At 72.8% G+C, this 24,804-nt stretch carries 21 protein-coding genes and 1 pseudogene; 17 read left to right on the forward strand and 5 right to left on the reverse strand.

The features are described 5' to 3' along the window. The first annotated feature begins 92 nt into the window (after positions 1 to 92). The 8 genes from O4U47_RS03075 (at position 93) to O4U47_RS03110 (ending at position 10,486) form a co-directional block, all read left to right on the forward strand. Positions 93 to 3,788: a nitrate reductase subunit alpha gene (locus O4U47_RS03075; protein WP_270675970.1), complete on the forward strand. Its 3,696-nt coding sequence runs from the start codon at positions 93 to 95 to the stop codon at positions 3,786 to 3,788. After that, positions 3,788 to 5,476, forward strand: coding sequence for a nitrate reductase subunit beta (gene narH / locus O4U47_RS03080; protein WP_270675971.1), 1,689 nt, complete (start codon positions 3,788 to 3,790; stop codon positions 5,474 to 5,476). Before O4U47_RS03075 ends, narH begins: the two co-directional genes overlap by 1 nt. Beyond that, entirely contained in the window at positions 5,473 to 6,114 is a 642-nt protein-coding gene (gene narJ / locus O4U47_RS03085) for a nitrate reductase molybdenum cofactor assembly chaperone (protein WP_270675972.1), read from the forward strand. Before narH ends, narJ begins: the two co-directional genes overlap by 4 nt. Next, positions 6,111 to 6,833: a respiratory nitrate reductase subunit gamma gene (gene narI, locus O4U47_RS03090; protein ID WP_270676017.1), complete on the forward strand. Its 723-nt coding sequence runs from the start codon at positions 6,111 to 6,113 to the stop codon at positions 6,831 to 6,833. The genes narJ and narI overlap by 4 nt, the downstream gene beginning before the upstream one ends. Further along, positions 6,824 to 7,804: a DUF5996 family protein gene (locus tag O4U47_RS03095; RefSeq protein WP_270675973.1), complete on the forward strand. Its 981-nt coding sequence runs from the start codon at positions 6,824 to 6,826 to the stop codon at positions 7,802 to 7,804. Before narI ends, O4U47_RS03095 begins: the two co-directional genes overlap by 10 nt. After that, positions 7,792 to 8,115: a GNAT family N-acetyltransferase gene (locus O4U47_RS03100; RefSeq protein ID WP_270675974.1), complete on the forward strand. Its 324-nt coding sequence runs from the start codon at positions 7,792 to 7,794 to the stop codon at positions 8,113 to 8,115. The genes O4U47_RS03095 and O4U47_RS03100 overlap by 13 nt, the downstream gene beginning before the upstream one ends. 136 nt (positions 8,116 to 8,251) lie before the next feature. After that, complete coding sequence (locus O4U47_RS03105) at positions 8,252 to 9,709, forward strand: alanine/glycine:cation symporter family protein (RefSeq protein ID WP_270675975.1); 1,458 nt, start codon at positions 8,252 to 8,254, stop codon at positions 9,707 to 9,709. A gap of 177 nt (positions 9,710 to 9,886) precedes the next feature. After that, positions 9,887 to 10,486 carry a GNAT family N-acetyltransferase gene (locus O4U47_RS03110; protein WP_270675976.1) on the forward strand — a complete coding sequence of 200 codons (600 nt, stop codon included), beginning with the start codon at positions 9,887 to 9,889 and terminating at the stop codon, positions 10,484 to 10,486. Between the two features lie 6 nt (positions 10,487 to 10,492). On the opposite strand, the gene O4U47_RS03115 is transcribed toward O4U47_RS03110, so the two are convergent. Then, positions 10,493 to 10,987, reverse strand: coding sequence for an SRPBCC family protein (locus O4U47_RS03115; protein WP_270675977.1), 495 nt, complete (start codon positions 10,985 to 10,987; stop codon positions 10,493 to 10,495). 119 nt (positions 10,988 to 11,106) lie between these two features. Here O4U47_RS03115 and O4U47_RS03120 point away from each other — a divergent pair, with 119 nt between their 5' ends. The 4 genes from O4U47_RS03120 to O4U47_RS03135 all read left to right on the forward strand — a co-directional run bounded on the left by O4U47_RS03120 (position 11,107) and on the right by O4U47_RS03135 (position 17,745). Next, positions 11,107 to 13,392 carry a heavy metal translocating P-type ATPase gene (locus O4U47_RS03120; protein ID WP_270675978.1) on the forward strand — a complete coding sequence of 762 codons (2,286 nt, stop codon included), beginning with the start codon at positions 11,107 to 11,109 and terminating at the stop codon, positions 13,390 to 13,392. A gap of 181 nt (positions 13,393 to 13,573) precedes the next feature. After that, positions 13,574 to 14,911 carry a cytochrome P450 family protein gene (locus O4U47_RS03125; protein ID WP_270675979.1) on the forward strand — a complete coding sequence of 446 codons (1,338 nt, stop codon included), beginning with the start codon at positions 13,574 to 13,576 and terminating at the stop codon, positions 14,909 to 14,911. Next, positions 14,908 to 16,005, forward strand: a complete 1,098-nt coding sequence (locus O4U47_RS03130; RefSeq protein ID WP_270675980.1) for a cytochrome P450 family protein — start codon at positions 14,908 to 14,910, stop codon at positions 16,003 to 16,005. Before O4U47_RS03125 ends, O4U47_RS03130 begins: the two co-directional genes overlap by 4 nt. A 129-nt stretch (positions 16,006 to 16,134) precedes the next feature. Further along, positions 16,135 to 17,745 (forward strand): serine/threonine-protein kinase, encoded by a 1,611-nt coding sequence (locus tag O4U47_RS03135; RefSeq protein ID WP_270675981.1) that lies wholly within the window; start codon positions 16,135 to 16,137, stop codon positions 17,743 to 17,745. A 278-nt stretch (positions 17,746 to 18,023) separates the two neighbouring features. On the opposite strand, the gene O4U47_RS03140 is transcribed toward O4U47_RS03135, so the two are convergent. Both O4U47_RS03140 and O4U47_RS03145 read right to left on the reverse strand, forming a co-directional pair. Then, positions 18,024 to 18,506: a hypothetical protein gene (locus O4U47_RS03140; protein WP_270675982.1), complete on the reverse strand. Its 483-nt coding sequence runs from the start codon at positions 18,504 to 18,506 to the stop codon at positions 18,024 to 18,026. A gap of 220 nt (positions 18,507 to 18,726) precedes the next feature. Beyond that, a complete protein-coding gene (locus O4U47_RS03145) occupies positions 18,727 to 19,242 on the reverse strand; it encodes an ATP-binding protein (RefSeq protein ID WP_270675983.1) in 516 nt (171 codons plus the stop codon). A gap of 170 nt (positions 19,243 to 19,412) precedes the next feature. Here O4U47_RS03145 and O4U47_RS03150 point away from each other — a divergent pair, with 170 nt between their 5' ends. The 3 genes and pseudogenes from O4U47_RS03150 to O4U47_RS03160 form a co-directional block, all read left to right on the forward strand. Beyond that, positions 19,413 to 20,267, forward strand: a complete 855-nt coding sequence (locus tag O4U47_RS03150) for a helix-turn-helix domain-containing protein (protein WP_270675984.1) — start codon at positions 19,413 to 19,415, stop codon at positions 20,265 to 20,267. Next, the gene (locus O4U47_RS03155) at positions 20,264 to 20,455 is read left to right on the forward strand and encodes a DUF397 domain-containing protein (protein WP_270675985.1); all 192 of its coding nucleotides are present in this window, start codon (positions 20,264 to 20,266) and stop codon (positions 20,453 to 20,455) included. The genes O4U47_RS03150 and O4U47_RS03155 overlap by 4 nt, the downstream gene beginning before the upstream one ends. A 7-nt stretch (positions 20,456 to 20,462) precedes the next feature. Continuing rightward, positions 20,463 to 20,651: pseudogene (locus O4U47_RS03160) on the forward strand (NUDIX hydrolase); the annotation flags it as partial. Positions 20,652 to 20,677: 26 nt separating this feature from the next. On the opposite strand, the gene O4U47_RS03165 reads toward O4U47_RS03160, so the two are convergent. After that, the gene (locus tag O4U47_RS03165) at positions 20,678 to 21,448 is read right to left on the reverse strand and encodes an NAD(P)H-dependent oxidoreductase (RefSeq protein ID WP_270675986.1); all 771 of its coding nucleotides are present in this window, start codon (positions 21,446 to 21,448) and stop codon (positions 20,678 to 20,680) included. A 126-nt stretch (positions 21,449 to 21,574) separates the two neighbouring features. Here O4U47_RS03165 and O4U47_RS03170 point away from each other — a divergent pair, with 126 nt between their 5' ends. Continuing rightward, positions 21,575 to 22,570 (forward strand): GlxA family transcriptional regulator, encoded by a 996-nt coding sequence (locus O4U47_RS03170; RefSeq protein ID WP_270675987.1) that lies wholly within the window; start codon positions 21,575 to 21,577, stop codon positions 22,568 to 22,570. Here the strand turns inward: O4U47_RS03170 and O4U47_RS03175 are convergent. Beyond that, the gene (locus O4U47_RS03175) at positions 22,554 to 23,120 is read right to left on the reverse strand and encodes a TetR/AcrR family transcriptional regulator (RefSeq protein WP_270675988.1); all 567 of its coding nucleotides are present in this window, start codon (positions 23,118 to 23,120) and stop codon (positions 22,554 to 22,556) included. The genes O4U47_RS03170 and O4U47_RS03175 overlap by 17 nt on opposite strands. Before the next feature lie 74 nt (positions 23,121 to 23,194). On the opposite strand from O4U47_RS03175, the gene O4U47_RS03180 reads away from it, so the two are divergent. Then, positions 23,195 to 24,727 (forward strand): MFS transporter, encoded by a 1,533-nt coding sequence (locus tag O4U47_RS03180; RefSeq protein ID WP_270675989.1) that lies wholly within the window; start codon positions 23,195 to 23,197, stop codon positions 24,725 to 24,727. Positions 24,728 to 24,804: the final 77 nt, after the last annotated feature.

A 24,804-nucleotide genomic window follows, 5' to 3' on the forward strand; every position in this document is an offset into this window, starting at 1 on the left:
GCAAATGCTTTGAGATCTTCACCCGAGGTGATTGCATTCTCCAAGGGCGTTCGCACGGGGAATCCGGGCGGAGTAAACGGCGGGTGGTATTCGTGTCCAATAACGGTAAATCCGCTGGTGGCGCCGGTTCGGCGGGGGATTTCCTGCTGCGCCTGGGAACACACCTGACGCGCACACCGACCACCGCGGACCTGCGGGCCGGGTTCAAGGAGGGCGGCCGTGATGCGGACGTGTTCTACCGTGACCGGTGGAGCCACGACAAGGTGGTCCGCTCGACCCACGGCGTGAATTGCACCGGGTCGTGCTCGTGGAACGTCTACGTCAAGGACGGGATCATCACCTGGGAGACCCAGGCCACCGACTACCCCTCGGTGGGACCCGACCGCCCCGAGTACGAGCCGCGCGGCTGCCCGCGCGGCGCCGCGTTCTCCTGGTACACCTACTCGCCCACCCGGGTCCGCCACCCCTACGCCCGCGCCGTGCTGGTCGGCATGTACCGGGAGGCCCGCGAGCGGCTGGGCGACCCGGTCGCCGCGTGGGCGGAGATCACCACCGACCCCGACAAGCGCCGCCGCTACCAGTCGGCCCGCGGCAAGGGCGGCCTGGTCCGCGTCACCTGGGACGAGGCCCTGGAGATCGCCGCCGCCGCGCACGTGCACACCATCGCCGCCCACGGGCCGGACCGCGTCGCCGGGTTCTCGCCCATCCCCGCCATGTCGCAGGTCTCGCACGGCGTCGGGGCCCGGTTCGTCAACCTGCTCGGCGGCTCCATGCTCTCCTTCTACGACTGGTACGCCGACCTGCCGGTGGCCTCCCCGCACGTCTTCGGCGACCAGACCGACGTGCCCGAGTCGGGCGACTGGTGGGACGCCGCCTACCTGGTGCTGTGGGGCTCCAACGTGCCGGTGACCCGCACCCCCGACGCCCACTGGATGGCCGAGGCCCGCTACCGGGGGCAGAAGGTCGTGGTGGTCGCGCCGGACTACAACGACGCCGCCAAGTTCGCCGACGAGTGGGTGGCCCCCCACCCCGGGACCGACGGCGCGCTCGCCATGGCCATGGGCCACGTGGTGCTGCGCGAGCACTTCGCCGACCGGCGCACCCCCGCCTTCGACTCCTACGTGCGCACCTATACCGATCTGCCGTTCCTGGTCCGCCTGGAGGAGCGGGACGGGGCGTGGGTCCCCGGCAAGTTCCTCACCGCCGCCGACCTGGAGGCCGCCGCGGGCGAGGAGAACGCCGCCTGGAAGCCGCTGCTGGTGGACGAGGGCACCGGGGAGGCCTACGCCCCGAACGGCACCCTGGGCCACCGGTGGGGCGAGTCCGGGGCCGGCCGGTGGAACCTGGAGCGCGGGGGGCGCACCCCGCTGCTCACCTTCCACGAACCGGACGGACCCGCCGCCGAGGTGGCGCTCCCCCGGTTCGACACCCCCGAGGGGCGCGGGCGCGAGCTGCGCCGCGGCGTCCCGGTGCGCACCGTCGGCGGGCACACCGTCACCACCGTCTTCGACCTGATGATGGCCCAGTACGGGGTGGAGCGGGAGGGGCTGCCGGGCACCTGGCCGGTCGGCTACAACGACCCCACCCAGCCGGCCACCCCGGCCTGGCAGGAGACCGCCACCGGGGTCCCGGCCGAGCGGGCGGTGCGCATCGCCCGCGAGTTCGCCGCCACCGCCGAGGCCAGCGGCGGCCGGGCGATGATCGTGCTGGGCGCCGGGACCAACCAGTGGTTCCACGGCGACACCATGTACCGCGCCTTCCTGGGCCTGCTGCTGCTCACCGGCTGCCAGGGGGTCAACGGGGGCGGCTGGGCGCACTACGTGGGCCAGGAGAAGTGCCGCACCAACGCCGGGTGGGCCGCCTACGCCTCGGCGATGGACTGGACCCGGCCCGCGCGCTTCATGGCGGGCACCGCCTACTGGTACACCCACACCGACCAGTGGCGCTACGACACCTACGGCGCCGACGCCCTGGCCTCGCCGACGGGCGGCGGCTCGATGGCCGGGCGGCACACCGCCGACCTGGTCGCCGCATCCGCCCGCATGGGGTGGATGCCCTCCTACCCGACGTTCGACCGCAACCCGCTGCGCCTGGCCCGGCAGGCCCGGGACGCCGGGAAGGACCCCGCCGAGTACGTCGTGGACGAGCTGGAGGCCGGGCGCCTGCGCTTCGCCGCCGAGGATCCCGACGCGCCGGAGAACTGGCCGCGCGTGCTCACCGTGTGGCGGTCCAACCTGCTCGGCTCCTCGGCCAAGGGCAGCGAGTACTTCTCCCGCCACCTGCTGGGCACCGACTCCTCGGTGCAGGGGGAGCAGGCCCGCGACAGCCACCGCCCCAAGGAGGTGGAGTGGCGCGAGGACGCCCCGGTGGGCAAACTCGACCTGCTGCTCAGCCTGGACTTCCGGATGACCAGCACCACGCTGATGTCCGACATCGTGCTCCCGGCCGCCACCTGGTACGAGAAGCACGACCTGTCCACCACGGACATGCACCCGTTCGTGCACGCCTTCACCCCCGCCATCGACCCGCCGTGGGAGGCGCGCACCGACTTCGACGCCTTCCACGGGCTGGCGCGGGTGTTCAGCGCGCTCGCCGAGGACCGCCTGGGCGCCGCCGAGGACGTCGTGGCCGTTCCGCACGCCCACGACACCCCCGGGGAGATGGCCCAGCCCGGCGGCACCGCCCCGGACTTCCGGCGCACCGGAGAGCGCCCGGTCCCCGGGCGCACCATGCCGAACCTGGTGGTGGTCGAGCGCGACTACCCGGCCGTGGCCGAGCGCATGGCGGCGCTGGGCCCACTCGCCGAGCGGCTGGGGCTGCCCGTCAAGGGCGTCTCCTTCACCCCCGACCGCGAGGTGGAGTGGCTGCGCGAACGCAACGGGGCGGTGCGCGGCGGCGTCGCCGACGGGCGGCCGCTGCTGGACACCGACGTCAAGGCCTGCGAGATGATCCTGGCGCTGTCCGGCACCTCCAACGGGCGCCTGGCCGCCCAGGGGTTCGAGCGGCTCGCCGAGCGCACCGGCACCGACTTCTCCGAGCTGATCCACGACGGGGCCGAGCGCCGGGTCGTCTTCTCCGACACCCAGGCCCGCCCCACCCCGGTGGGCGCCAGCCCCGAGTGGTCGGGCAAGGAGGCCCCGGACCGCCGCTACGCGCCGTTCACGGTGAACGTGGAGAACCACAAGCCCTGGCACACCCTCACCGGCCGCCAGCACTTCTACGTCGACCACGACTGGATGCTGGAGTTCGGCGAGGCCCTGCCGGTGTACCGGCCGCCGCTGGACATGCACCGGCTCTTCGGTGAGCCGCGACTGGGCCCGGACGGGGAGAAGGCGGTGGCGGTGCGCTACCTGACCCCGCACTCCAAGTGGTCCATCCACTCCGAGTACCAGGACAACCTGCTGATGCTCACGCTCTCCCGCGGCGGACCGGCCCTGTGGATGAGCCCCGCCGACGCCGAGGCCATCGGCGCCCGCGACAACGACTGGGTCGAGGCGGTCAACCGCAACGGGGTGATCGCCGCCCGCCTGGTGGTCTCGCACCGCATGCCGGCCGGGACCGTGTACATCTACCACGCCCAGGAGCGGGTGGTGGACATGCCCAAGACCGAGACGACCGGGCGGCGCGGCGGCATCCACAACTCGCTCACCCGGCTGCTGGTCAAGCCCACCCACCTCATCGGCGGCTACGCCCAGTTCAGCTACGCCTTCAACTACATCGGACCGACCGGCAACCAGCGCGACGAGGTCACCGTCGTGCGCAAGCGCACCGGGGAGGTGCGGTACTGATGGGGCGCGTGATGGCCCAGGTGGCCATGGTGATGAACCTGGACAAGTGCATCGGCTGCCACACCTGCTCGGTCACCTGCAAGCAGGCCTGGACCAACCGCAGCGGGGTCGAGTACGCCTGGTTCAACAACGTGGAGACCCGGCCGGGGCAGGGCTACCCGCGCCGCTGGGAGGACCAGGGGCGGTGGAAGGGCGGCTGGACCCGCACCCGCGGGGGCCGCCTCACGCTGCGGGCCGGGGGGCGGCTGAAGAAGCTGGCCACGCTCTTCGCCAACCCGCTCATGCCCTCCATCCACGACTACTACGAGCCCTGGACCTACGACTACGGACACCTCATCACCGCGCCGCTGGGCGATGACATCCCGGTGGCGCGGCCGCGCTCCCTGCTCACCGGCGAGCCGATGCAGGTCACCTGGAGCGCCAACTGGGACGACGACCTGGCGGGCGGCCCCGAGCTGGCCGCGCAGGACCCGATCGTGCAGCAGGTGGGCGACCGCGTCCGGCTCGAATTCGAGCAGACGTTCATGTTCTACCTGCCGCGCATCTGCGAGCACTGCCTCAACCCGTCGTGCGTGGCGTCCTGCCCGAGCGGGGCGATGTACAAGCGCGCGGAGGACGGCATCGTCCTGGTCGACCAGGACAGGTGCCGCGGCTGGCGGATGTGCGTCACCGGCTGCCCGTACAAGAAGGTCTACTTCAACCACAAGACCGGCAAGGCCGAGAAGTGCACGCTGTGCTATCCGAGGATCGAGGTGGGCATGCCCACCATCTGCTCGGAGACCTGCGTGGGGCGCCTGCGCTACCTCGGGGTGGTCCTCTACGACGCCGAAAGGGTGGGCGCGGCCGCCGCCGTCGAGGACGAGCACGAGCTCTACCCGGCGCAGCTCGACCTCCTCCTCGACCCGGACGACCCCGACGTGCAGGAGGCCGCCCGGCGCGACGGCATCCCCGACGCGTGGCTCGCCGCGGCCCGGCGGTCGCCCGTCTACACACTGATCAAGCGCCACCGTGTGGCCCTGCCGCTGCACCCGGAGTACCGGACCATGCCCATGGTCTGGTACATCCCGCCCCTGTCCCCCGTGGTCGACGCCGTCAGCGGGACCGGCCACGACGGCGAGGACGCCGACAACCTCTTCGGCGCCATCGACGCCCTGCGCATCCCCGTCGAATACCTCGCCGGACTCTTCACCGCCGGAGACCCCGCACCCGTGGAGAACTCCCTGCGCACTCTGGCCGCCCTGCGCTCCCACATGCGCCGCGTCAACCTGGGCCAGGAGCGCGATCCGTCCATCGCCGAGGCCGCCGGGACCACCGGCGACCGCCTGGAGGATCTGTACCGGCTGCTCGCGCTCGCCAAGTACGACGACCGCTACGTCATCCCCACCGCATACGGCGTCGACGACGCCGACCGCGGGGTGATCGAGGAGATCGGCTGCAGCCTCGACTTCGAATCCGGTCCGGGCATGGGCGGCATGGGCGCGGCGCACGGCCGCGCCCCCGCGCCGCCGTTCGGGGAGGCGTCGGGGCGGCCCGACCCGGCGAGCGTGGAGACCTTCCACGCCCTGCGTACGCGCCAGACCAGCGACGCCCCCGCGGACCGCGCCGACCTGAAAGGACGGGTGAACCTGTTGAACTGGGACGGCAACGGCAGGCCGGAAGGGCTCTTCCCGCCGAAGGAGGAGCCGTGAAGCGCGCGCGGCACGCCGCGGTGGTGCGGCGCGCCGCCGCTCTGCTGCTCGACTACCCCGACCGGGGCATGCTGGAGCGCCTGCCCGCCGTGCGCGCGGCCGTCGACGAGCTGCCCGGGGGGTCGGCCCGCGACGGCCTCGCCGCGTTCTGCGACCACGCCGCCGGAACGGACGAGCTGGAGCTGGGCGCCCACTACGTCCAGACCTTCGACATGCGCCGCCGCCGGGCGCTGCACCTGACCTTCTACACCGACGGCGACACCCGCAGGCGCGGCCACGCCCTGGCCCGGCTGAAGGAGGTCTACGCGGCGCACGGCTGGCGTCCCGGACCGCACGAGCTGCCCGACCACCTGTGCGTGCTGCTGGAGTTCGCCTCCCGCGGCGACGCCGGGCAGGGGGAGGCACTGCTCCGCCGCTTCCAGCCCGGCCTGGAGCTGCTGCGGTCGGCGCTTCACCGGTTCGGCACGCCCTACGCCGGGGTGCTCGACGCGGTCGCGGCGACCCTGCCGCCCCCGGCCGCCGCCCAGCGCGACGCGGCGCGGCGCCTGGCCGCGCAGGGACCGCCCGCCGAGGACGTGGGCCTGGAGCCCTACGGCGGCCGGGCGCCGGGCAAGGAGGCGCTGCCGTGGCCGACATGATGCTGTGGGGCGTCCTGCCCTATGTGGTGCTGGTGCTCTTCGTCGGCGGGGCGGTCTGGCGCTACCGCTACGACCAGTTCGGGTGGACGACTCGCTCCTCGGAGCTGTACGAGTCACGGCTGCTGCGCATCGGCAGCCCGCTGTTCCACTTCGGGCTGCTGGTCGTGATCATCGGTCATGCGGTGGGGCTGGTCGTCCCCCGGGACTGGACGCGCGCCGCGGGCGTCTCGGACGCCGCCTACCACGCGGTGGCCCTGGGCCTGGGCGCCGTCGCCGGGGTGTGCACGCTGGCCGGGGTGGCGCTGCTCATCTGGCGGCGCCGCACCACCGGCCCGGTGTTCAGCGCTACGACCGGCAACGACAAGCTCATGTACGCGGTGCTGGTGCTGGCGATCGTGGCCGGGCTGGCCACCACCCTGGTCTCCACCGCCGCCGAGTTCACCGGGGCGCACGAGCCGGACTACCGCACGACCGTCTCGGTGTGGTGGCGGAGCATCTGGGTGCTCTCCCCGGACGTGCCGGCCATGGCGGCCGCCGGGGCGGCGTTCAAGGTCCACGTCCTGGTGGGCATGGCGCTGTTCGCCGTCTTCCCCTTCACCCGGCTGGTGCACGCCTTCAGCGCGCCGTGGTTCTACCTGTTCCGGCCCTATGTCGTCTACCGCTCCCGGAGCGGCCGTACGGTGCCGGCGACCCGCCCGGCGCGGAGGGGATGGAGCTGATGGAACAGGCCGCGGCGCCGACGGTGCTGCCGTCGATGCCCCTGCAGGAGTGGGCCCGGACCAAGGAGACGCTGCACCGCTACGAGCAGATCGTGGGCAAGGTGCGCCTGGCCGCGAGCCCGCGGCGCAACCACTGGTGGAACGTGCCGTTCCACCTCACCGGGACGGGTCTGACCACGCGCCCGATGGGGGTGGTGGACGGCAACCCGCTGTTCACCGTCGACTTCGACTTCGTGCGGCACCTGCTGGTCGCCTCCACCGAGGAGGGGCGCACCGCGGCCTTCCCGCTGGCCGGGCACAGCGTCGCCTCGTTCTACCGGGAGCTGCTGAGCGTCCTGGACGGGCTGGGCGTGCACGTGGAGATCGCCCACCCCTACCCCTACGACCTGCCCGACGCGGGCCGCCCCTTCGCCGAGGACACCGAGCACGCGGCCTACGACCCGTCCTGGGCGAACCGGTACTGGAGGGTGCTGGGCCGGGTGGGGGAGATCCTGGAGGAGTTCGCCGCCGGGTACTCGGGAAAGACCAGCCCCGTGCACCATTTCTGGCACACCTTCGACATCGCGGTGACGCGCATCGGGGGAGTCCCCGTCCACCAGCCGGAGGAGGCGGGGCCGCTCATCCGCGAGGCCTACTCCGAAGAGGTGGTCAGCTTCGGCTTCTGGTTCGGCGACGACCGGGTCCCCGAGCCCGCGTTCTACTCCTACACCGCGCCCGAACCCGAGGGGCTGGACACGGCGCCCCTCCCCGAGGGGGCGGTGTGGGCCGAGAGCGGGCACGGGCACCTGGCGCTGCTGCCCTACGGCCGGGCGCGTGAGGCCGATGACCCGCGGGCGGCGGTGCTCGCCTTCTACCAGGCCGCCTACGAGGCCGGGGCGCCCCTGCTCGGGTGGGACACCGACCGGCTGGCCTGCCCCGGCGGCGTGACCGACCCGCACGACAAGCTGAGGAGCGACTGGTGGCAGATGTGAGCCCCACGGTGACCGACGTCCCGGCGCGGCGGCGGTACGAGGCCCGCGACGCCGGGGCGGAGGGGACGGTCGCCGGGTTCGCCGAGTACCTGCTCGCGGGGGAGATGGTGGTCTTCACCCACACCGAGGTCGACCCGTCCTACGAGGGCAGGGGGATCGGCAGCGCGCTCGTCCGCGCGTCCCTGGACGACGTCCGTTCGCGCGGGATGGTGGTGCTGCCGCTGTGCCCCTTTTACAAGGGGTGGATCCAGCGCCACCCTGAGTACGAGGACCTCGTCTACCGGCGGCCGCCGAGCAGTGTGACCGACTAGCGGCGGGGAAGGGCGCAGGTCACAGAACGGTTGTCATCCGACAACGGGTGGCGGAATCCGGTGTCCCGAGCGCATGCGGGGGTACTGAGGGGTCTTGCCCTCATTCCTCCCCCTGAAGCAAAGGAGCACCAGGGTCTTGGAGACCTTAAACGACCTCCTGGTCACCTCTACGGACGCGTTCTGGCAGTTCCTGCTCATCCCGGTGCTGGCCGGGCTGAGCCTGTACTTCACCGTGCGGCTCGCCGGGGTGCAGATCCGCATGGTCCCCGACATGGTGCGCCAGCTGCGGGGCACGCCCGAGACGGCGCCCGACGGCAAGAAGGCCATCTCGCCGTTCCAGGCGTTCTCGATCTCCGCGGCGGCGCGCGTGGGCACCGGGAACATCGTCGGCGTCGCCGGCGCGATCGCCGTCGGCGGCCCCGGCGCCGTGTTCTGGATGTGGATCATGGCCCTGCTCGTGGGCTCCGCGAGCTTCGTGGAGTCCACCCTCGCGCAGCTGTACAAGGTGCGCGACGCGACCGGGTTCCGCGGCGGCCCCGCCTACTACATGCAGCACGGGCTCGGAGCCCGCTGGATGGGCGTGGTCTTCGCCGTGCTCATCACGGTCACCTTCGGGTTCGTCTTCAACGCGGTGCAGTCCAACACCATCTCCGGTGCCGTGGCGAACTCGGTCGAGGTGGCCGGAGCGTCCGCCCCCGGCTGGCTGGCCCCGGCCGTCGGGGTGGCCCTGGTCGCGGTCACCGCGCTCGTCGTCTTCGGCGGCGTGCGCCGCATCGCGCACGTCACCCAGGGGCTGGTGCCGTTCATGGCGCTGCTCTACATCCTGATGGCGCTGCTCGTCGTCGTGCTCAACGCCGACCAGATCGGCCCGGTGTTCACGCTGATCTTCGAGAGCGCCTTCGGCCTGCGCGAGGTGGCCGGGGCCGCCCTGTGGACCGTCATCATCCAGGGCGTGCGGCGGGGCATGTTCTCCAACGAGGCCGGGCTGGGCTCGGCGCCCAACGCGGGAGCCACCGCCTCGGTCAGCCACCCGGTCAAGCAGGGGCTGGTGCAGACCCTGGGCGTCTACTTCGACACCCTGGTCATCTGCACCATGACGGCCTTCCTGATCCTGGTCTCCAACCCGGTCTACGGCGAGGAGCGCGGGCCGGAGATGACGCAGGACGCGCTGCAGGCGGGCCTGGGCGCGTGGTCGGTGCACGCGCTGACCTTCGTCCTGCTGCTGCTGTGCTTCAGCTCCGTGCTGGGCAACTACTACTACGGCGAGGCCAACGTCCGCTTCCTCAGCCAGAAGAAGGGCGTGATGGCCGGCTTCCAGGTCGTCTTCCTGATCGCCACCTTCCTGGGCTCGATCGGCCAGGTGGCGCTGGTGTGGAGCCTGGCCGACACCACGATGGGCCTGATGGCGCTGGTCAACCTGCTGGCGATCGCGCCGTTGGGCGGGGTGGCCGTGCGGCTGCTGCGCGACTACCGCGACCAGAGCAGCAGGGGCGCCGACCCGGTGTTCACCCGGGACCGGGTCCCGGGGATCACCGGGATCCAGTGCTGGGAGGGCGAGGAGGACGCCCGCGAGGACGCCGCGGCGCGGTCCTGACCCCGCCGGTCCCCGGCGCCCGGAGGCGGGGCGCCGGGGACCGCTGCGCGAGGGAACCCGGCAAACCACGGATAAGGCGACGAACCACCGCAATGCGGGCGACGGGATGATGCCGGAACCGTCCCGACTCGCTAGTGTTCTACCTCACATCTGTGTGCCTGTTCCCAGGGGGACTGGATGACCATCGTCTCGATCGAGCCCGCGACCCCGGACCGCTGGAACGACCTGGAACGGATGTTCGGCCCCACAGGCGCCTACGGGCACTGCTGGTGCGCCTTCTTCCGGCGCCGGGCCAAGGACTACACCGAGAGCGTCTCCTGCGCGCCCCCCGAACGCGGCCGTACCAACAAGGAGACCCTGCGCCGCATCACCCTCGACGGCAGGATCCCGGGCCTCATCGCCTACGACGGTGCAGAGCCGTGCGGGTGGGTCGCCGTCTCGCCCCGCAGCGAGTTCGTCCGCCTCACCCGCTCGCGCGCGCTGCGCCCCGTCGACCCCGACGAGTCCGGGGTCTGGTCGGTGGTGTGCTTCTGGCTCCCTCCGCGCGGCCGCCGCAAAGGACTGGGCACCCGCCTGCTCGACGCCGCGATCGAGTACGCGCGCGCCGAAGGCGGCCGTGTGCTGGAGGCCTATCCCGTGGACACCGCGGGCGGCCGCGCACCCAGTGCGGAGGTGTACACCGGCACCGTCCGCATGTTCCGCAAGGCGGGCTTCACCTGTGGCGCCCACCCCGTGAGCGGGCGCCCCGTCGCACGCCTGGACCTCAAGGAGGCCTGACGGCCGTCAGGCCTCGGCGAGGCCGCGGATCCCCTCGACGGTGGCCCGCATGCCCTCCTCCAGCATGGTCAGGCGCTTCGTCACGATGCGGTCCGCGTCATGCGGCCGCTTCACGGCGATCTCGTCCATCGGGCTGGGGTCGGGGCCGACGGCCATCGACTGGCGGAGCACGGTCCCTCCGTCCTCCGCGCGCAGGTCGAAACGCCAGGTGGCGACCCGCCGCCCGTCGGGCAGCAGGACGTGCCAGGCGAACGCGTGCGGCTCGTCGACCTCCACCACCTCGCTGGTGGTGGTCCATTCGCCCATGTAGTCGTTGCGGTTGCGGCCCGAGAAGCGCGCCCCGACCCGGGGGCCGTCGGCGCCGTCGATCCACTCGGCGCCCCGCAGCTCGCCGCTGAACCGCGGCGGAACGGTGATGTCCGAGGCCAGGGACCATACTTGCGCGGGTACGGCCCGGATGCGCGTCTCCACCTCGACGGTGCGGTCCTCAAGGGAGTACATGCGCCGAATGTAGCCGGGGGCCGCGCGCTCCAGGCGGGTGGGCCGTCCTCGCTCTCTTGAATACCCTAGGGGGGTATGGTACCTATAGAGTGGTGGACGACGGACGAGAGGAACGCGGCATGAGCGGAACCGATCAGGCGCATCCGCAGGCGGCGCAGGCGCCCGCGGGCCGGGTGGAGCTGGCCATCACCGGCATGACCTGCGCCTCCTGTGCCAACCGCATCGAGCGCAAGCTCAACAAGATGGACGGCGTCACCGCGACGGTCAACTACGCGACGGAGAAGGCTCAGGTCGAATACACCGACGGGGTATCCGCCGAGGACCTGGTCGCCCAGGTCGAGAAGGCCGGGTACGGCGCCGCCCTGCCCGCCCCTGTCTCCCGCGGCGCCGATGCGGACCCCGGCGGGGAGGCCCACCGGGACGACCCGGTCGCGCCGCTGCGCGACCGCACCGTCATCAGCCTGGTGCTGTCGGTCCCGGTCATCGCCATGGCGATGGTCCCCGCCCTGCAGTTCACCTACTGGCAGTGGCTCTCGCTGACGCTCGCGGCCCCCGTCCTGGTGTGGGGCGCGCTGCCGTTCCACACGGCCGCCTGGAAGAACCTCAAGCAGGGCACCGCCACCATGGACACCCTGGTGTCCATGGGCACGCTCGCGGCGTTCCTCTGGTCGCTGTACGCCCTGTTCTTCGGCACCGCCGGCACGCCCGGCATGGTCCACCCCTTCGAGCTGACCGTGGCCCGCGGCGAAGGCGCGGGCAACATCTACCTGGAGGTCGCCGCGGGCGTCACCTCCTTCATCCTGCTGGGCCGCTACTTCGAGGCCCGCTCCAAGCGCCGCGCGGGCGCCGCGCTCAGGGCCCTGATGGAGATGGGCGCCAAGGACGTGGCGGTGCTGCGCGGCGGCGCCGAGGTGCGGGTCCCCGTAGAGGAACTGGCCGTGGGCGACGTGTTCATCGTCCGCCCCGGCGAGAAGATCGCCACCGACGGCGTCGTCGAGGAGGGCACCTCCGCGGTCGACATGAGCATGCTCACCGGCGAGTCGGTGCCGGTGGAGGTCGCCCCCGGGGCGCAGGTCGCCGGGGCCACCGTCAACTCCGGCGGCCGGATCACGGTGCGCGCCGCCCGGGTCGGGTCCGACACCCAGCTCGCGCAGATGGCCCGCATGGTCGAGGAGGCGCAGAACGGCAAGGCGCGGATCCAGCGCCTGGCCGACCGGGTCTCCGGGGTGTTCGTGCCCATCGTCATCCTGCTGGCCATCGGCACCCTGGCGTTCTGGCTGATCACCGGGGCCGGTGCCACCGCCGCCTTCACCGCCGCCGTCGCGGTGCTCATCATCGCCTGCCCCTGCGCCCTGGGCCTGGCCACCCCGACCGCCCTCATGGTCGGCACCGGCCGCGGCGCCCAGATGGGGATCCTGATCAAGGGCCCCGAGGTGCTGGAGTCCACCCGCCGCATCGACACCGTCGTGCTGGACAAGACCGGAACCGTCACCACCGGGACCATGGTGCTGTCCGAGGTGCACACCGCCGGGGGCCAGGACGAGCGCGAGCTGCTGCGCCTGGCCGGGGCGCTGGAGGACGCCTCCGAGCACCCCATCGCCCGCGCCATCGCCAAGGGCGCCGCCCAGCGCGCGGGGGACCTGCCGACCGTGGAGGACTTCGCCAACCAGGAGGGCCTGGGCGTCCAGGGCGTCGTCGAGGGCCACCTGGTCCTGGTCGGCCGCACCGCCCTGCTTCAGGAGTGGTCGCAGGCGCTGCCCGAAGGGCTGCGCCGGGCCAAGGAGGAGGCCGAGGCCAAGGGCCGCACCGCCGTCGCGGTCGGCTGGGACGGCGCCGCCCGCGGCGTGCTGGTCGTCTCCGACACGGTCAAGCCCACCAGCGCCGAGGCGGTCCGCCGCTTCCGCGACCTGGGGCTGGCCCCGGTGCTGCTCACCGGCGACACCACCGCCGTGGCCGAGTCCGTGGCCGCCGAGGTCGGCATCGACCGGGTGATCGCCGAGGTCCTGCCCCAGGACAAGGTCGCCAAGGTGCGCGAGCTGCAGGAGGAGGGCCGCGCGGTGGCCATGGTCGGCGACGGCGTCAACGACGCGGCCGCCCTGGCCCAGGCCGACCTGGGCCTGGCCATGGGCACCGGCACCGACGTGGCCATCGAGGCCGGGGACCTGACGCTGGTCCGCGGCGACCTGCGGGCCGCGGCCGACGCCATCCGGCTCTCCCGCCGCACGCTGCGCACCATCAAGGGCAACCTGTTCTGGGCCTTCGCCTACAACACCGCGGCGCTGCCGCTGGCCGCCGCCGGGCTGCTCAACCCGATGATCGCCGGTGCGGCGATGGCCTTCTCCAGCGTCTTCGTGGTCGGCAACAGCCTGCGGCTGCGCCGCTTCCGGGCGGCCGACCCGTCCTGATTGCGGTCGGGGTTGCGGTCCGACCGGAAAACCGAATGCCCAGCGCAGTGCGCCCCCGCGGTCACGGACCGTGGGGGCGCCCCTGTCGCCGTGGGCCCCGGGCCGCTACCGTTACCCGGCGTACCCCCCGGATCCGGGGCATTCCCGAACGTCCCGGCGAGCGACGAGAACGGAATCGGCATTGGCGACCGGCCACCCCCCTCTGGAGCTGTACGACCCCGGCTTCCACGCCGACCACCACGCGGCCTACGCGCGGATGCGCAAAGAGCACGGACCCGTCGTCCCCGTGATGCTGGAGCCCGGCGTCGAGGGGCGCCTGGTGGTCGACTACGCACTGATCACCGCCTGGTGCCGGGACGAGCGCACCTTCAGCCGGGACGCGCGCCGGTGGAGGGACTGGCGCGAGGGGCGCATCCCCGACGACTCCTCCCTGCTGGGGATGATGGGCCACCGGCCCAACGCCCTGTTCTCCGACGGCGAGGAGCACCGCCGGGTGCGGCGCGCCATGGTCGACTCCCTCAGCCCGTTCGAGCCCGGGCGGGTCGGCGCCGAGGCGCGGTCGGTCGCCGAGCGGCTCGTCGACGGCTTCTGCGAGCGCGGCGAGGCCGAGCTCATGGAGGAGTTCGCGCGGCCCCTGCCGCTGCTCGTCATGAACGGCATGTTCGGCATGGACCAGGAGTCCGGCCGCCGCTTCTTCACCGCCCTGCGCGACATGTGGGACGGCGTGGACGCCGAACGGGCCAACGCCGAGCTGGAGCGGGTGCTCTCGGCCCACATCGACCGCAAGCGCGACCACCCCGGCGACGACATCACCAGCACGCTCATGCGGCACCGGGCCGGGCTCACCGACGAGGAGGTCCTGCAGCACCTGGTGCTCATGGTCGGGGCCGGGCACGAGCCCAGCGCCGCCCTGCTGTCCAACTCGGTCCGGGTGCTGCTCACCGACCGCGCGCTCGGCGACGACCTGGCCGGGGCGCGCACCGGCATCGACGAGGCGATCGAGCGGGTCATGTGGAGCGCGCCGCCGGTCACCAACTACCCGGTGATGTACCCGGTGCGGGACGTGGAGGTGCCCGGCGGGTCCGTGGTGCCCGAGGGCACGCCGGTGCTGCTGGGCTTCGCCGCGGCCAACCGCTTCCTCTCCGAGGAGTACGCCGACCGCATGGACGACGCTCCCAACCGGGCCCACCTGGCCTGGGGCGTGGGCGCGCACCGCTGCCCGGCCAAGGACATCGCCACCGCCATCGCCGTCGCGGGGATCGAGGTGCTCGTCCGGCGCCTTCCCGGGCTGCGGCTCGGCGTCGCCCCCGACGAGCTCTCCTGGCGCGTCTCACCGTTCGCCCATGCGCTCACGCGGCTGCCCGTCGCGTTCACCCCCCAGGACCCGGAAGAGGAAGGAACGCCGTGGACCCCGTCCGACTCGGTACCGGAGACCTCCACCCCCAAGCGGCCGAGCTCCGAGAGGCCGGCGCAGTCGTCCCTGTCGAACTTCCTGGTGAGGTTGCTGCGTGGGCGGTGACCCGCTACGAGACCGTGCGTGAGGTGGTCACCCGCCCGGACGTCAAGAAGAACCCGGTGCACTGGCGGGCCTGGCGGGAGGGGCGCATCCGCCCCGACTGGCAGCTCATCTCCTGGGTCGCCGCCGAGAACATGCTGGCCCGGGACGACGAGGACCACACCCGGCTGCGCAAGCTGGTGTCCAAGGCGTTCACCCCGCGCCGGGTGGAGGGCATGCGCGCCCGCATCGAGGAGCTGGTGGAGGGCCTGCTGGACCGGATGGCCGCCGGCGGCCCGGTCGCCGACGTCAAGGCCGACTACGCCTACCCGCTGCCGATGACGGTGATCAGCGACCTGTTCGGGGTGGACGACGACGGCTCCCGCGACGAGCTGCACCGGCGCATCGGGATGATGTTCGACCAGACCATCACCCCCGAGCAGGCGCTGGAGAACCACGAGGGCACCCAGCGGTTCCTCGCCGGGCTGATCGAGCGCAAGCGGGCGGCCCCGGCCGACGACATGACCAGCGCGCTCATCGCCGCGCGCGATGAGGACAACGACCGGCTCAGCGAGTCCGAGCTGGTCTGGACGCTCATCCTGATCATCGGCGCCGGGTTCGAGACCACCATGAACCTGCTGACCAACGCGGTGCAGGCGCTGCTGACCCACCGCGACCAGCTCGACCTGGTGGTGCGCGGGGAGCGCCCCTGGAGCGACGCGGTCGAGGAGACGCTGCGCTGGAACACCTCGATCCAGAACGTGCCGCTGCGGTTCGCCGCCGAGGACCTGGTGATCGACGGCACGACCGTTCCCGCGGGCGACGCGCTGCTGGTCTCCTACGGGTCGGCCGGGCGCGACCCCCGGGCCCACGGGGACACCGCCGACCGCTTCGACCTCACGCGCGAGGACAAGGCGCACGTGTCCTTCTCGCACGGGCCGCACTACTGCCTGGGCGCCAACCTGGCCCGGATGGAGCTGAACACCGCGCTGCCCGCGCTCTTCCGGCGCTTCCCGGACATGGAGCTGGTGGACACCGAGCCCGAGCAGGTGCCCTCCATCGTCTCCAACGGCGTGGTCGCGCTGCGGGTGCGCCTCGGCGGGGAGCACACGGGCTGAGCCGGGCCGTCCGAGGGCGTGTCCGATTCCGGACACGCCCTCAGATTCGGCGCGTCGGCGGGCATTTAGACTCGCTGACGGCGCGGCCGCGGCGGCCGGGCCGCCCCAGGACCCGAGGAAGCCCCACCCATGAGTACAGAGCAGACCGCGCCGGGCCACCTGCTGGCCGGGCGCTACCGGCTCACCGAGCTGATCGGTGCGGGCGGCATGGGCCGCGTCTGGCGCGGCACCGACGAGCTGCTGGACCGCCCCGTCGCGGTCAAGGAGCTCACCATCCCGCCGCACCTGCCCGACACCGAGGTGGAGGTGCTGCGCACCCGGATGCTGCGGGAGGCGCGCAGCGCGGCGCGGCTGGGCCACCCCTCCATCATCACCGTCTTCGACGTGGTGGACAGCGACGAGCGGCCGTGGATCGTGATGGAGCTGGTGCGCGGGCGCTCGCTGGGCACGGTCATCAAGGAGGACGGCGTCCTCGACCCCGGCCGGGCCGCCGCCATCGGGGTGCAGACGGCCACCGCGCTGTCCATCGCGCACGACCGGGGCATCGTGCACCGCGACATCAAGCCCGGCAACGTGCTGATCGCGCCGGGGGACCGGGCGGTCCTCACGGACTTCGGCATCGCCCGGCTGGAGGGGACCTCCGGGCTCACCCGCACCGGGCTGCTCGTCGGCTCCCCCGGCTACCTCTCGCCCGAGCAGGCGCAGGGCGGCCCGGCCACCCCGGCCTCCGACATCTGGTCGCTGGGGGTGACCCTCTACCAGGCGGTGGAGGGGCGGGTGCCGTTCGCCCGGGAGGCGGCGGTGGGGACGCTGACGGCCATCGTCACCGAGGAGGTGCCGCCGCCGCAGAACGCGGGCGTGCTCGCCCCGGTGCTGACGGCGCTGCTGGACAAGGACCCGGAGCGGCGCCCGGACATCGCCGGGGTGCACCGGATGCTGGCCGAGGCGGCCGAGAAGGCGAAGAAGAAGGGGAGGAAGGCGCAGGCGGCGGCCCCCGCGGCCAGCGCCGCCACGACCCCCGCCTCCCCGCCCCCGTACCTGCCGCCCGGTGCCGGGGACGGGCCCTCCACCGGCGGGGACGGGCGCGGCCGCAGGCTGCTCCTCCTGGGAAGCGCCGCCGCCGTTGTGGCGGCCGCCGCCGTCGGCCTGGCCTTCTGGCTGGGCAACGGCGGCCTTGACGGGGCCGACCCGGCCTCGCAGACGCCCCCGCAGGCCGCGGCGACGCCGTCGGAGGACGCGTCCGACGGCGGCTCCGACGGGGACGCTGAGCCCTCGTCGTCGCCGTCGCCGTCCGACTCGCCCTCGCCCGGGACCGAGATGGCCACCTACGAGGACGAGACCGGCTTCTCCGTGGACCTGCCCGAGGGGTGGGAACTGCGCGAGCGGCAGGGGACCAGCGTCTTCTTCGACATCCCCGGGGGCGGCTACCTTCAGATCGACCAGACCGACGACCCCGGCGACGACGCCAAGGCGGACTGGGAACAGCAGGAGGGGGCCATCTCCGGCAACTTCTCGGGATACGAGAAGCAGAGCATCGAGGTGTTGGAGGAGCCCTTCGTCGACCGCTACGTCAGCGCGGCCGACTGGGAGTTCACCTTCGACGGACGGCACGCGGTGAACCGGGCGTTCCACACCGAGGAGAAGGGGTACGCGCTGTTCCTGGTCTCCCCGCCGGAGACCTGGGAGGAGAACCGGGAGCTGTTGGACCCCATCACCGCGTCCTTCGAACCCGCCGCCTAGGTCCTGTCCGGAGTCCTGTGGCGTCCCGCCGGTACGGGCCCCTCCGGCCCGGGTTCCCGTTGTTGATCTCGGGGAAGTCGGGCTTAAGGTGTCCGTTTTTACCCCGGGTTCCCCGAGATCAACAACGGGGGCGGCCAGGTGAAGGGGGAACTCCGGACAGGACCGAGTGCTTCGGGCTCGGGAAGGCGTCTCCACCGTCCGATGCTTGTGGTCCTTGCTGCTTGGCGGACCCACCCCCGGTTCGCGGTGCCGGGGTGTGTGGGCCCGTTGCTGTCGTCTCAGCCCAGGAGCCCGATGGCGTAGGCGGTCAGGAGCATGCCGAGCACCGTGCATGCGTGCCGGGTGCTCTCCCAGCGGCGGGCGGACTCGGTCAGGGCACGGGAGCGCTGGAGGCGCCCTCTCGGGAAGAGTCTTTTCCGCTTCTGGGCCATGGGGGACGGGCCAGCGGGTGCGTTCGCCGGGGCGAGGGGGCTGCGGTGTCTGGTCTCGGGCGGGGGCGGGGCCGCGTTCTGCTCCTGGGGGGCGAGTTCGGTGTGCAGGCGGGCCAGCCAGGGCGGGAGTGCCCGGTCCTGGCTTTGGTCGTCGGCCGGGAGGCGCAGGTTGGTCGCTGGGCGGGGCCCAGCGGGCCGGGGGAGTTCGGCGTAGGGGCGGGCGCGGTTGAACCGTCGCCCCTTGGGGGCGTCCAGGACGGAGCGGATGCGCGGGTTGGGCTGGGTGGTGGGCCCGGTGGCCGTGGGGGCAGGGGCCTGGTCGGTGGTCATGGCACCGGTGGTTCCTTGCGTTCGATGTGAGCGGACGTGGGGAAGCGCGGGCGGCGGGGTCGTGGCCGCCCTCCGGTGGTGAGCGGGGTGGGGTGCTGCGGCCGCCCTGGTGTTCGGCGGGGCCCCCGGCGTGCGGTGCCGCCCCCTCGTTTCGCGGCACCGGACCCTCGGGCGGAACCCCTTCCGGGGCGGCCGCAGCGGTCTATTCGGTGGCGCCGGGTCAAGCGGTGAAGATGAAGGGTTCCAGGCCCCGGGGGACCTGTGCGGGGTCGACGGGCAGGTCCGCCCACACGCACAGGCCCAGGTTCAGGCTCGGGTGGGGCAGGACGGGGAAATAGCCCCACCGGCGGGCGAGGGAATCGATGAGCAGAAGGCCGCGCTGGCCTTCGGCCTCGGCCCAGTCGTGGGCGGTCCGGTCAGTGGGCACGGCGGGCCGGGCGCTGGTCCACCCGGAGTCGGTGACGTGCAATCGGAGGGTGTCGGGCCGGTGCAGGCACAGGCGGCGGACCACCTCCCCGCCCTCGGTGCCGGAGGCGGTGTAGGAAACCGCGTTGGCGAACAGCTCGGAGCAGCACAGCTCCACGCTGTCGACGGCGTCGTCGGGGAAGCCCTTCAGGTCGGTGCGCACGTGGGTGCGCACCCGCGAGGCCTGGGAGAGCGTGCCGGGGTAGATGCGCGGTTCCCACCGCACCGACCGGAAGGTGGGCGGGCGCGGCGTGCGGGACGAGGCGGACATGGAGCCTCCAGGAGTGAACGACCACGGGTCATGCGGTCACCTGTTGTGATCGGGCCCACACTGAAACACAATGCGTGCATGCATTGCAACACGCTTTGAGAAAATGCTTTGCGGGCACGCATTGCATACTCGACTTGTAGGAAACCCCTGGAGAGAGGCAGTCTTGGGCCATGGCCGCAGACGAGAACCCGACCATTGCGCAGTGGCAGCTCGCCCGCGCATTGACGGACCTGCGCGGACGCATCGCGCAGCGGCGACTTGCGAAGGACCTCGACATCGATGCGAGCACGCTGGTCCGTTGGGAGAAGGGAGAGACCGTCCCCCGCGAGCGCCAGCTGCGCAAGGTGCTGGCCTACTTCGGGGTTCCGGGGGACGAGGTCGAACGCCTGGTCGCCCTTCGAGCCGAGGCCGCCGCCCCTGTCTGGTGGCAGGAGACCGAGGTCGCCAGGGCGTACGGCCAGTACATCGACTTGGAGAACTCGGCGTCGCAGATATCGACATACCAGGACCGTCTTGTGCCAGGGCTGCTCCAGACGGCCGACTACGCGCGTGCCATCCTCGCGGCCGGGCATCCTCGGGCGACCGACGACGAGATCGACGGCCTGCTGCAGGTGCGGATGAGGCGTCAGGATGACTGGGAGGAGGGCGGGGCGCTGCTGTGGGCGATCATCGACCAGGCGGCACTGGAGAAGCACATCGGTGGCTCCGCCGTCATGCACGCGCAGGTGCAGCACCTGATCTCCATGACGAAGCACCCGCGGATCGACCTACAGGTGCTGCCCAACTCGGCGGGGGCGCACGCCGCCCTTCAGACGGGGTCATTCGTGCTGTTGGAGCTTGAGATGCCGTCGATGCAGGTCATCTACATCGAATCGCATACCCGGAACCTCCTGCTGGACGACCAGAAGGAGGTCACCGCGCATTGTCGGCTCCTCGATCACCTGCGTGCGGCAGGGACCAACACGCCACAGACACGCGACCTTTTGAACGACCTGATGAAGCGGTACGAAGGGAGATCCTCATGAGTCAGGGGTACTGGAGAGAGTGGTTCACTTCGAGTTACAGCGGCTCGCACGGTGAATGCGTCGAGGTAGCCGACTCCCCCGGTGCCAGCGCCGTGCGCGACACCAAGCACCGTGAACTCGGCGCACTGCTCTTCAGATCCCCCGAGTGGCGCGCTTTCATCGACGCCGCCAAGCGGGACGCCTTCTAACCCCCCAGTGCCTCCCCATCACTCCGTCTCCGTCGCCGGTGCGGTCGTCCGCGAGGACGGCCGCATCCTGGCCATCCGCCGTGCCGACAACGGGCATTGGGAACCGCCGGGCGGCGTCCTGGAGCCCGACGAGGACTTCGGGGCCGGTGTCCGCCGCGAGATCCGCGAGGAGACCGGCCTCCACGTGCACCCGGGGGGACACCGCAGAACTCCGGACAGGACCTAGCGCACCAGGTGGGCGGCGTTCCCCTCCTCGCCGGGCGCCAGTTCCGGGCGCAGCACCAGGGCGTCGTCGTAGTCGCCGCCGTTCTGGGAGCGGAACGGGATCGGGTCGGTCCGCCAGGCCGCCAGGACGCGCTCGGCCAGGTGCTTGCCCGCGCGCTCGGCGTCCTCGGCCGAGGAGCGATCGGCGCTGTGCACGACCACCGGCGGCAGCACGTCCATGCCCGTGTACCAGAAGGTGCCGTGGTTGAGCGGGAAGAGGATGTCCTCGATGGCGCCGTTGACGCCGCGCGGCCCGATCGAGGTCTCCCGGGCGCCGACGGTGGTCACCGCGAGCGCGCGCCTGCCGGACAGCGGACCCTCGCCGTAGCGCAGGGCGCGCCCGGTGCCGGGGTCGTACACCCCGTACCCGAACCCCAGGGTGAGGACGCGGTCGAACCAGCCCTTGAGGATCGCCGGGACGCCGTACCACCACAGGGGGAACTGGACGACGACCGTGTCGGCCCACAGCAGCTTCTCCTGCTCGGCGACGATCTCCGGGGCGAGGGTCCCGTTCTCCCGGGCGTCCCTGGAGGCGGCGGGGACCCGCAGCCGGTCGGCGGGGTCGCGGCCGAAGTCGGCGGGCGTCACGACCGGGTTCCACTCCATCGCGTACAGGTCGGACTCCCGCACGGAGTGCCCCTCCTCGGCGAGGGCGCGCAGCGCGGTGTCCCGCAGCGCGCCGTTGAGGGAGCGGGCGTCGGGGTGGGCGAAGACCCAGAGGACGTTCATCGGAGCTCTCCTAGGCGTGTCTCGTAGCCGTGTCTTGTAGCCGTGTCCCGGGAACATGACGATCCTGCGGCCCGGGGGCGCACCCCGGCGAGTGGCCCGTCGGCCGACATGCGCAAGAATCGGGCCATGGACACGTTCGCTCCCGACACCCGGCACCGCGTCGCCCTGCTCGTCCGGGACGGGGCGCTGGCGATGGAGACCGGGATCGTCCACCGGATCTTCGGCGAGGCGCGCTCCGCCGACGGGGCCCCGCTGTACTCCGTCGTCACCTGCGCCGTGCGCCCCGGTGCGGTCCGCACCGACGCCGACTTCACGTTCAACGTCGACCACGGGCCCGAGGCCCTGGCCGAGGCCGACACCGTCGTGGTGCCCGCCTCCGACGTCGACTACGAACCGCGCGGCGGCCCGCTGGAGGGGGAGCTGGCCGAGGCCTTCGCCCGCATCCCGTCCGGGACGCGGTACGCCTCGGTCTGCACCGGCTCGTTCGTGCTCGCCGCCGCCGGGTTGCTCGACGGGCGGCGGGCCACCACGCACTGGCGGTCGGCGGGGCTGCTGGCGCGGCTCTACCCGGCCGTGCACGTCGAACCGGACGTGCTCTACACCGATGAGGGCGACGTGCTCACCGCCGCGGGAGTGGCCGCCGGGATCGACCTCTGCCTGCACATGGTCCGACAGGACCACGGGGCCGCGGTCGCGGCCGAGGTCGCCCGCCGCACGGTCGTTCCGCCGCACCGCGACGGCGGGCAGGCCCAGTACATCGAGCGGCCGGTGCCGCGCCCCGCTGAGGGCGGGGCCACGGCGGCGGCGCGGGCCTGGGCGGAGGCCGACCTGGCCCGTCCCATGCGGCTGGCCGCGATGGCCGAGCGGGCGTCGATGAGCGTGCGCACCTTCACCCGGCGCTTCCGGGAGGAGACCGGCGAGTCGCCCGCGCGCTGGCTGCACCGGCAGCGCCTGGCCTACGCACGCGAGCTGCTGGAGCGGACGGACCTGCCGGTCGACCGGGTGGCCGAGAAGGCGGGACTGGGCACGGCGGCGTCGCTGCGCGCGCACATGAAGGCCGACGCGGGGGTGTCGCCCACCGGGTACCGCCGGACCTTCCGCGGGACTACCCCGCCCCGGTGAGGCGGTACAGCGCCGCCACGAGCGCCTCGGTGCCCGGCAGCCCGTCCGGGTCGATCAGCTCCTGGAGGATGATCCCCGAGAACAGCGCGTAGGCGGCGGCGCCCAGCGCGCGGCCCTGGGGGGTGTCCTGGGCGCCGGGGTCGAGCAGCGCCGCGAATTCGCGGTGGGCCTCCTGGTAGGCCTCGCCCAGCGCCGTCCGCAGGTCGGGGGAGAACTGCGCCTCGGCGTAGGCCTGGACGCTCGCGAGCAGCAGGTCGCGGTCCCCGGGCAGGCGCATGCGCGCCCGCATCCGCTCCAGCAGGGCGGCCAGCCGCGTCCGCGGGTCCGGCGCCTCGACCGACTCCAGCGCCTCGGCGAGGGTGTCGCCCCACTCGCTGGTCGCCGCGATGACCGCGGCGTTCATCAGCGCGTCCTTCGATCCGTAGTGGTAGCCGATGGAGGCCAGGTGCGCGCCGGAGGCGGCGGCGATGTCGCGCGCCGTGGTGTGCGCGTACCCCTTCTCCACCAGGCACTTCTTGGCGCCTTCGAGCAGGTCGTCGCGGTGGTTCATGGCGGCATCCTACCGCGCCTCTTGGACGTACGTACATATTGACGGGTGTCTTTGACGTACGTACGATCCGATGCATGGCGACGTCACCCACACCACCGACACCCACCCCGCCGACGACCGAACCCGAAGCGCCCCGCGCCGGTGCCCGCGCCTGGGCCGGGCTGGCCGTCCTGCTGCTTCCGGCACTGCTCGTCTCGATGGACATCTCGGTCCTGTTCGTGGCGGCGCCCGCGCTGGCCGCCGCCTTCGACCCCACCGCCGCCCAATGGGTGTGGATGATGGACGTCTACGGCTTCGTCATGGCGTCCCTGCTCATCGCCATGGGCGGGCTGGGCGACCGGATCGGCCGCAGGCGCCTGCTGCTGGCCGGGGGAGCCGCCTTCGGCGCGGCCTCGGCGCTGGTGGCCCTCGCCCCCACCGCCGAGCTGCTCATCGCCGGGCGCGTGCTGCTGGGCGTCGGCGCGGCGACGCTCGCCCCCTCCACGCTGGCCCTGATCCGCGGGCTCTTCGCGCACCCCGGACAGCGCCGCGCGGCGGTGGGCGCCTGGACGGCCGCCTTCAGCGGCGGCGCGGTGGCCGGGCCGGTCATCGGCGGCCTGCTGCTGGAGCACTTCTGGTGGGGCTCGGTCTTCCTGATCAACGTGCCCGTCATGGCGGTGCTGCTGATCGCGGCGCCGCTCCTGGGCCCCGAGTCCCGGGCGCCCGAGGGCGGGTCCTTCGACCTGCCGGGGGCGCTGCTGTGCCTGGCGGCACTGCTGGGCGCCGTCTTCGCGGTCAAGCACGCCGCCGAGCACGGCCCGGACGCGGCCGCGGTGCTCGCCCTGGCCGGCGGCCTGGCCTGCGGGGCGCTGTTCGTGCTCCGCCAGCGGCGGGCCGCGCACCCGCTGATCGACCTCGGCCTGTTCGGCAACCCCGCGTTCAGCGCCGCCGTCGCCGCCAACGGGTCGGTGTCCCTGGCCGCGGCCGGGATGGGGTTCCTCGCCTTCACCTACCTGCAGGTGGTGCAGGGTCTGAGCCCGTTCGCGGCGGCCCTGTGGGCGCTGCCCACCTTCCTCGGCACGGTCGCCGGGGTCGCGGCCGCGGGGGCGGCCACCGCCCGGGTCTCCCGCGGGACGGTGATCGCCACGGGCCTGGCCGTCAGCGCGCTCGGGTTCGCCGGGATCGGGACGGTGGGGCCCACCTCGCCGGTGCCGCTGTTCATCGGCTCCTACATCGTGGTCACCCTGGGCGCCGGGATGACGGCCGCCCTGGCCAACGACCTGGTCCTGGGCTCGGCTCCGCGCGAGCGCGCGGGGGCGGCGTCCGGGGTGTCGGAGACCGCCGTCGAACTGGGCAACGCGCTGGGGATCGCGGTCCTGGGCACCATCGCCGCCGCGGTGTACCGGGAGACCATGCGCGGCGAGGCCTCGGCGGCCGCGGACGGGGCGGCCGGTCAGACGGTCGCCGCGGCCGCCGAGCAGGCGGCGGGAATGGGCGAGGCCGGCAGGGGCCTACTCGACACCGCCTTCGCGGCGTTCACCGAGGGAATGAACGCCGCGGCCCTGACGGGGGCGGGCGTGATGGCGGCGGTTGCGGTGTTCGCGGCCCTCGCCCTGCGGGGGAGGTGAGGCGCTTGCTCCTCAGGTAGCAATCCGGTTGGGCACCCGCGCACGATGTGCCCGGGCCCCCTGCTCCGCGAGGCTCG

Origin of the sequence: Nocardiopsis suaedae, from assembly GCF_027706745.1 — a bacterium.
GTDB classification, from domain to species: domain Bacteria; phylum Actinomycetota; class Actinomycetes; order Streptosporangiales; family Streptosporangiaceae; genus Nocardiopsis_A; species Nocardiopsis_A suaedae.

Coding starts and splice junctions, on each gene's coding strand:
- narH (WP_270675971.1), top strand. CDS start 3,788: ATGGGGCGCGTGATGGCCCAGGTGGCCATGGTGATGAACCTGGACAAG.
- narI (WP_270676017.1), top strand. CDS start 6,111: ATGATGCTGTGGGGCGTCCTGCCCTATGTGGTGCTGGTGCTCTTCGTC.
- O4U47_RS03095 (WP_270675973.1), top strand. CDS start 6,824: ATGGAGCTGATGGAACAGGCCGCGGCGCCGACGGTGCTGCCGTCGATG.
- O4U47_RS03110 (WP_270675976.1), top strand. CDS start 9,887: ATGACCATCGTCTCGATCGAGCCCGCGACCCCGGACCGCTGGAACGAC.
- O4U47_RS03115 (WP_270675977.1), bottom strand. CDS start 10,987: ATGTACTCCCTTGAGGACCGCACCGTCGAGGTGGAGACGCGCATCCGG.
- O4U47_RS03120 (WP_270675978.1), top strand. CDS start 11,107: ATGAGCGGAACCGATCAGGCGCATCCGCAGGCGGCGCAGGCGCCCGCG.
- O4U47_RS03135 (WP_270675981.1), top strand. CDS start 16,135: ATGAGTACAGAGCAGACCGCGCCGGGCCACCTGCTGGCCGGGCGCTAC.
- O4U47_RS03140 (WP_270675982.1), bottom strand. CDS start 18,506: ATGACCACCGACCAGGCCCCTGCCCCCACGGCCACCGGGCCCACCACC.
- O4U47_RS03145 (WP_270675983.1), bottom strand. CDS start 19,242: ATGTCCGCCTCGTCCCGCACGCCGCGCCCGCCCACCTTCCGGTCGGTG.
- O4U47_RS03150 (WP_270675984.1), top strand. CDS start 19,413: ATGGCCGCAGACGAGAACCCGACCATTGCGCAGTGGCAGCTCGCCCGC.
- O4U47_RS03155 (WP_270675985.1), top strand. CDS start 20,264: ATGAGTCAGGGGTACTGGAGAGAGTGGTTCACTTCGAGTTACAGCGGC.
- O4U47_RS03165 (WP_270675986.1), bottom strand. CDS start 21,448: ATGAACGTCCTCTGGGTCTTCGCCCACCCCGACGCCCGCTCCCTCAAC.
- O4U47_RS03170 (WP_270675987.1), top strand. CDS start 21,575: ATGGACACGTTCGCTCCCGACACCCGGCACCGCGTCGCCCTGCTCGTC.
- O4U47_RS03175 (WP_270675988.1), bottom strand. CDS start 23,120: ATGAACCACCGCGACGACCTGCTCGAAGGCGCCAAGAAGTGCCTGGTG.
- O4U47_RS03180 (WP_270675989.1), top strand. CDS start 23,195: ATGGCGACGTCACCCACACCACCGACACCCACCCCGCCGACGACCGAA.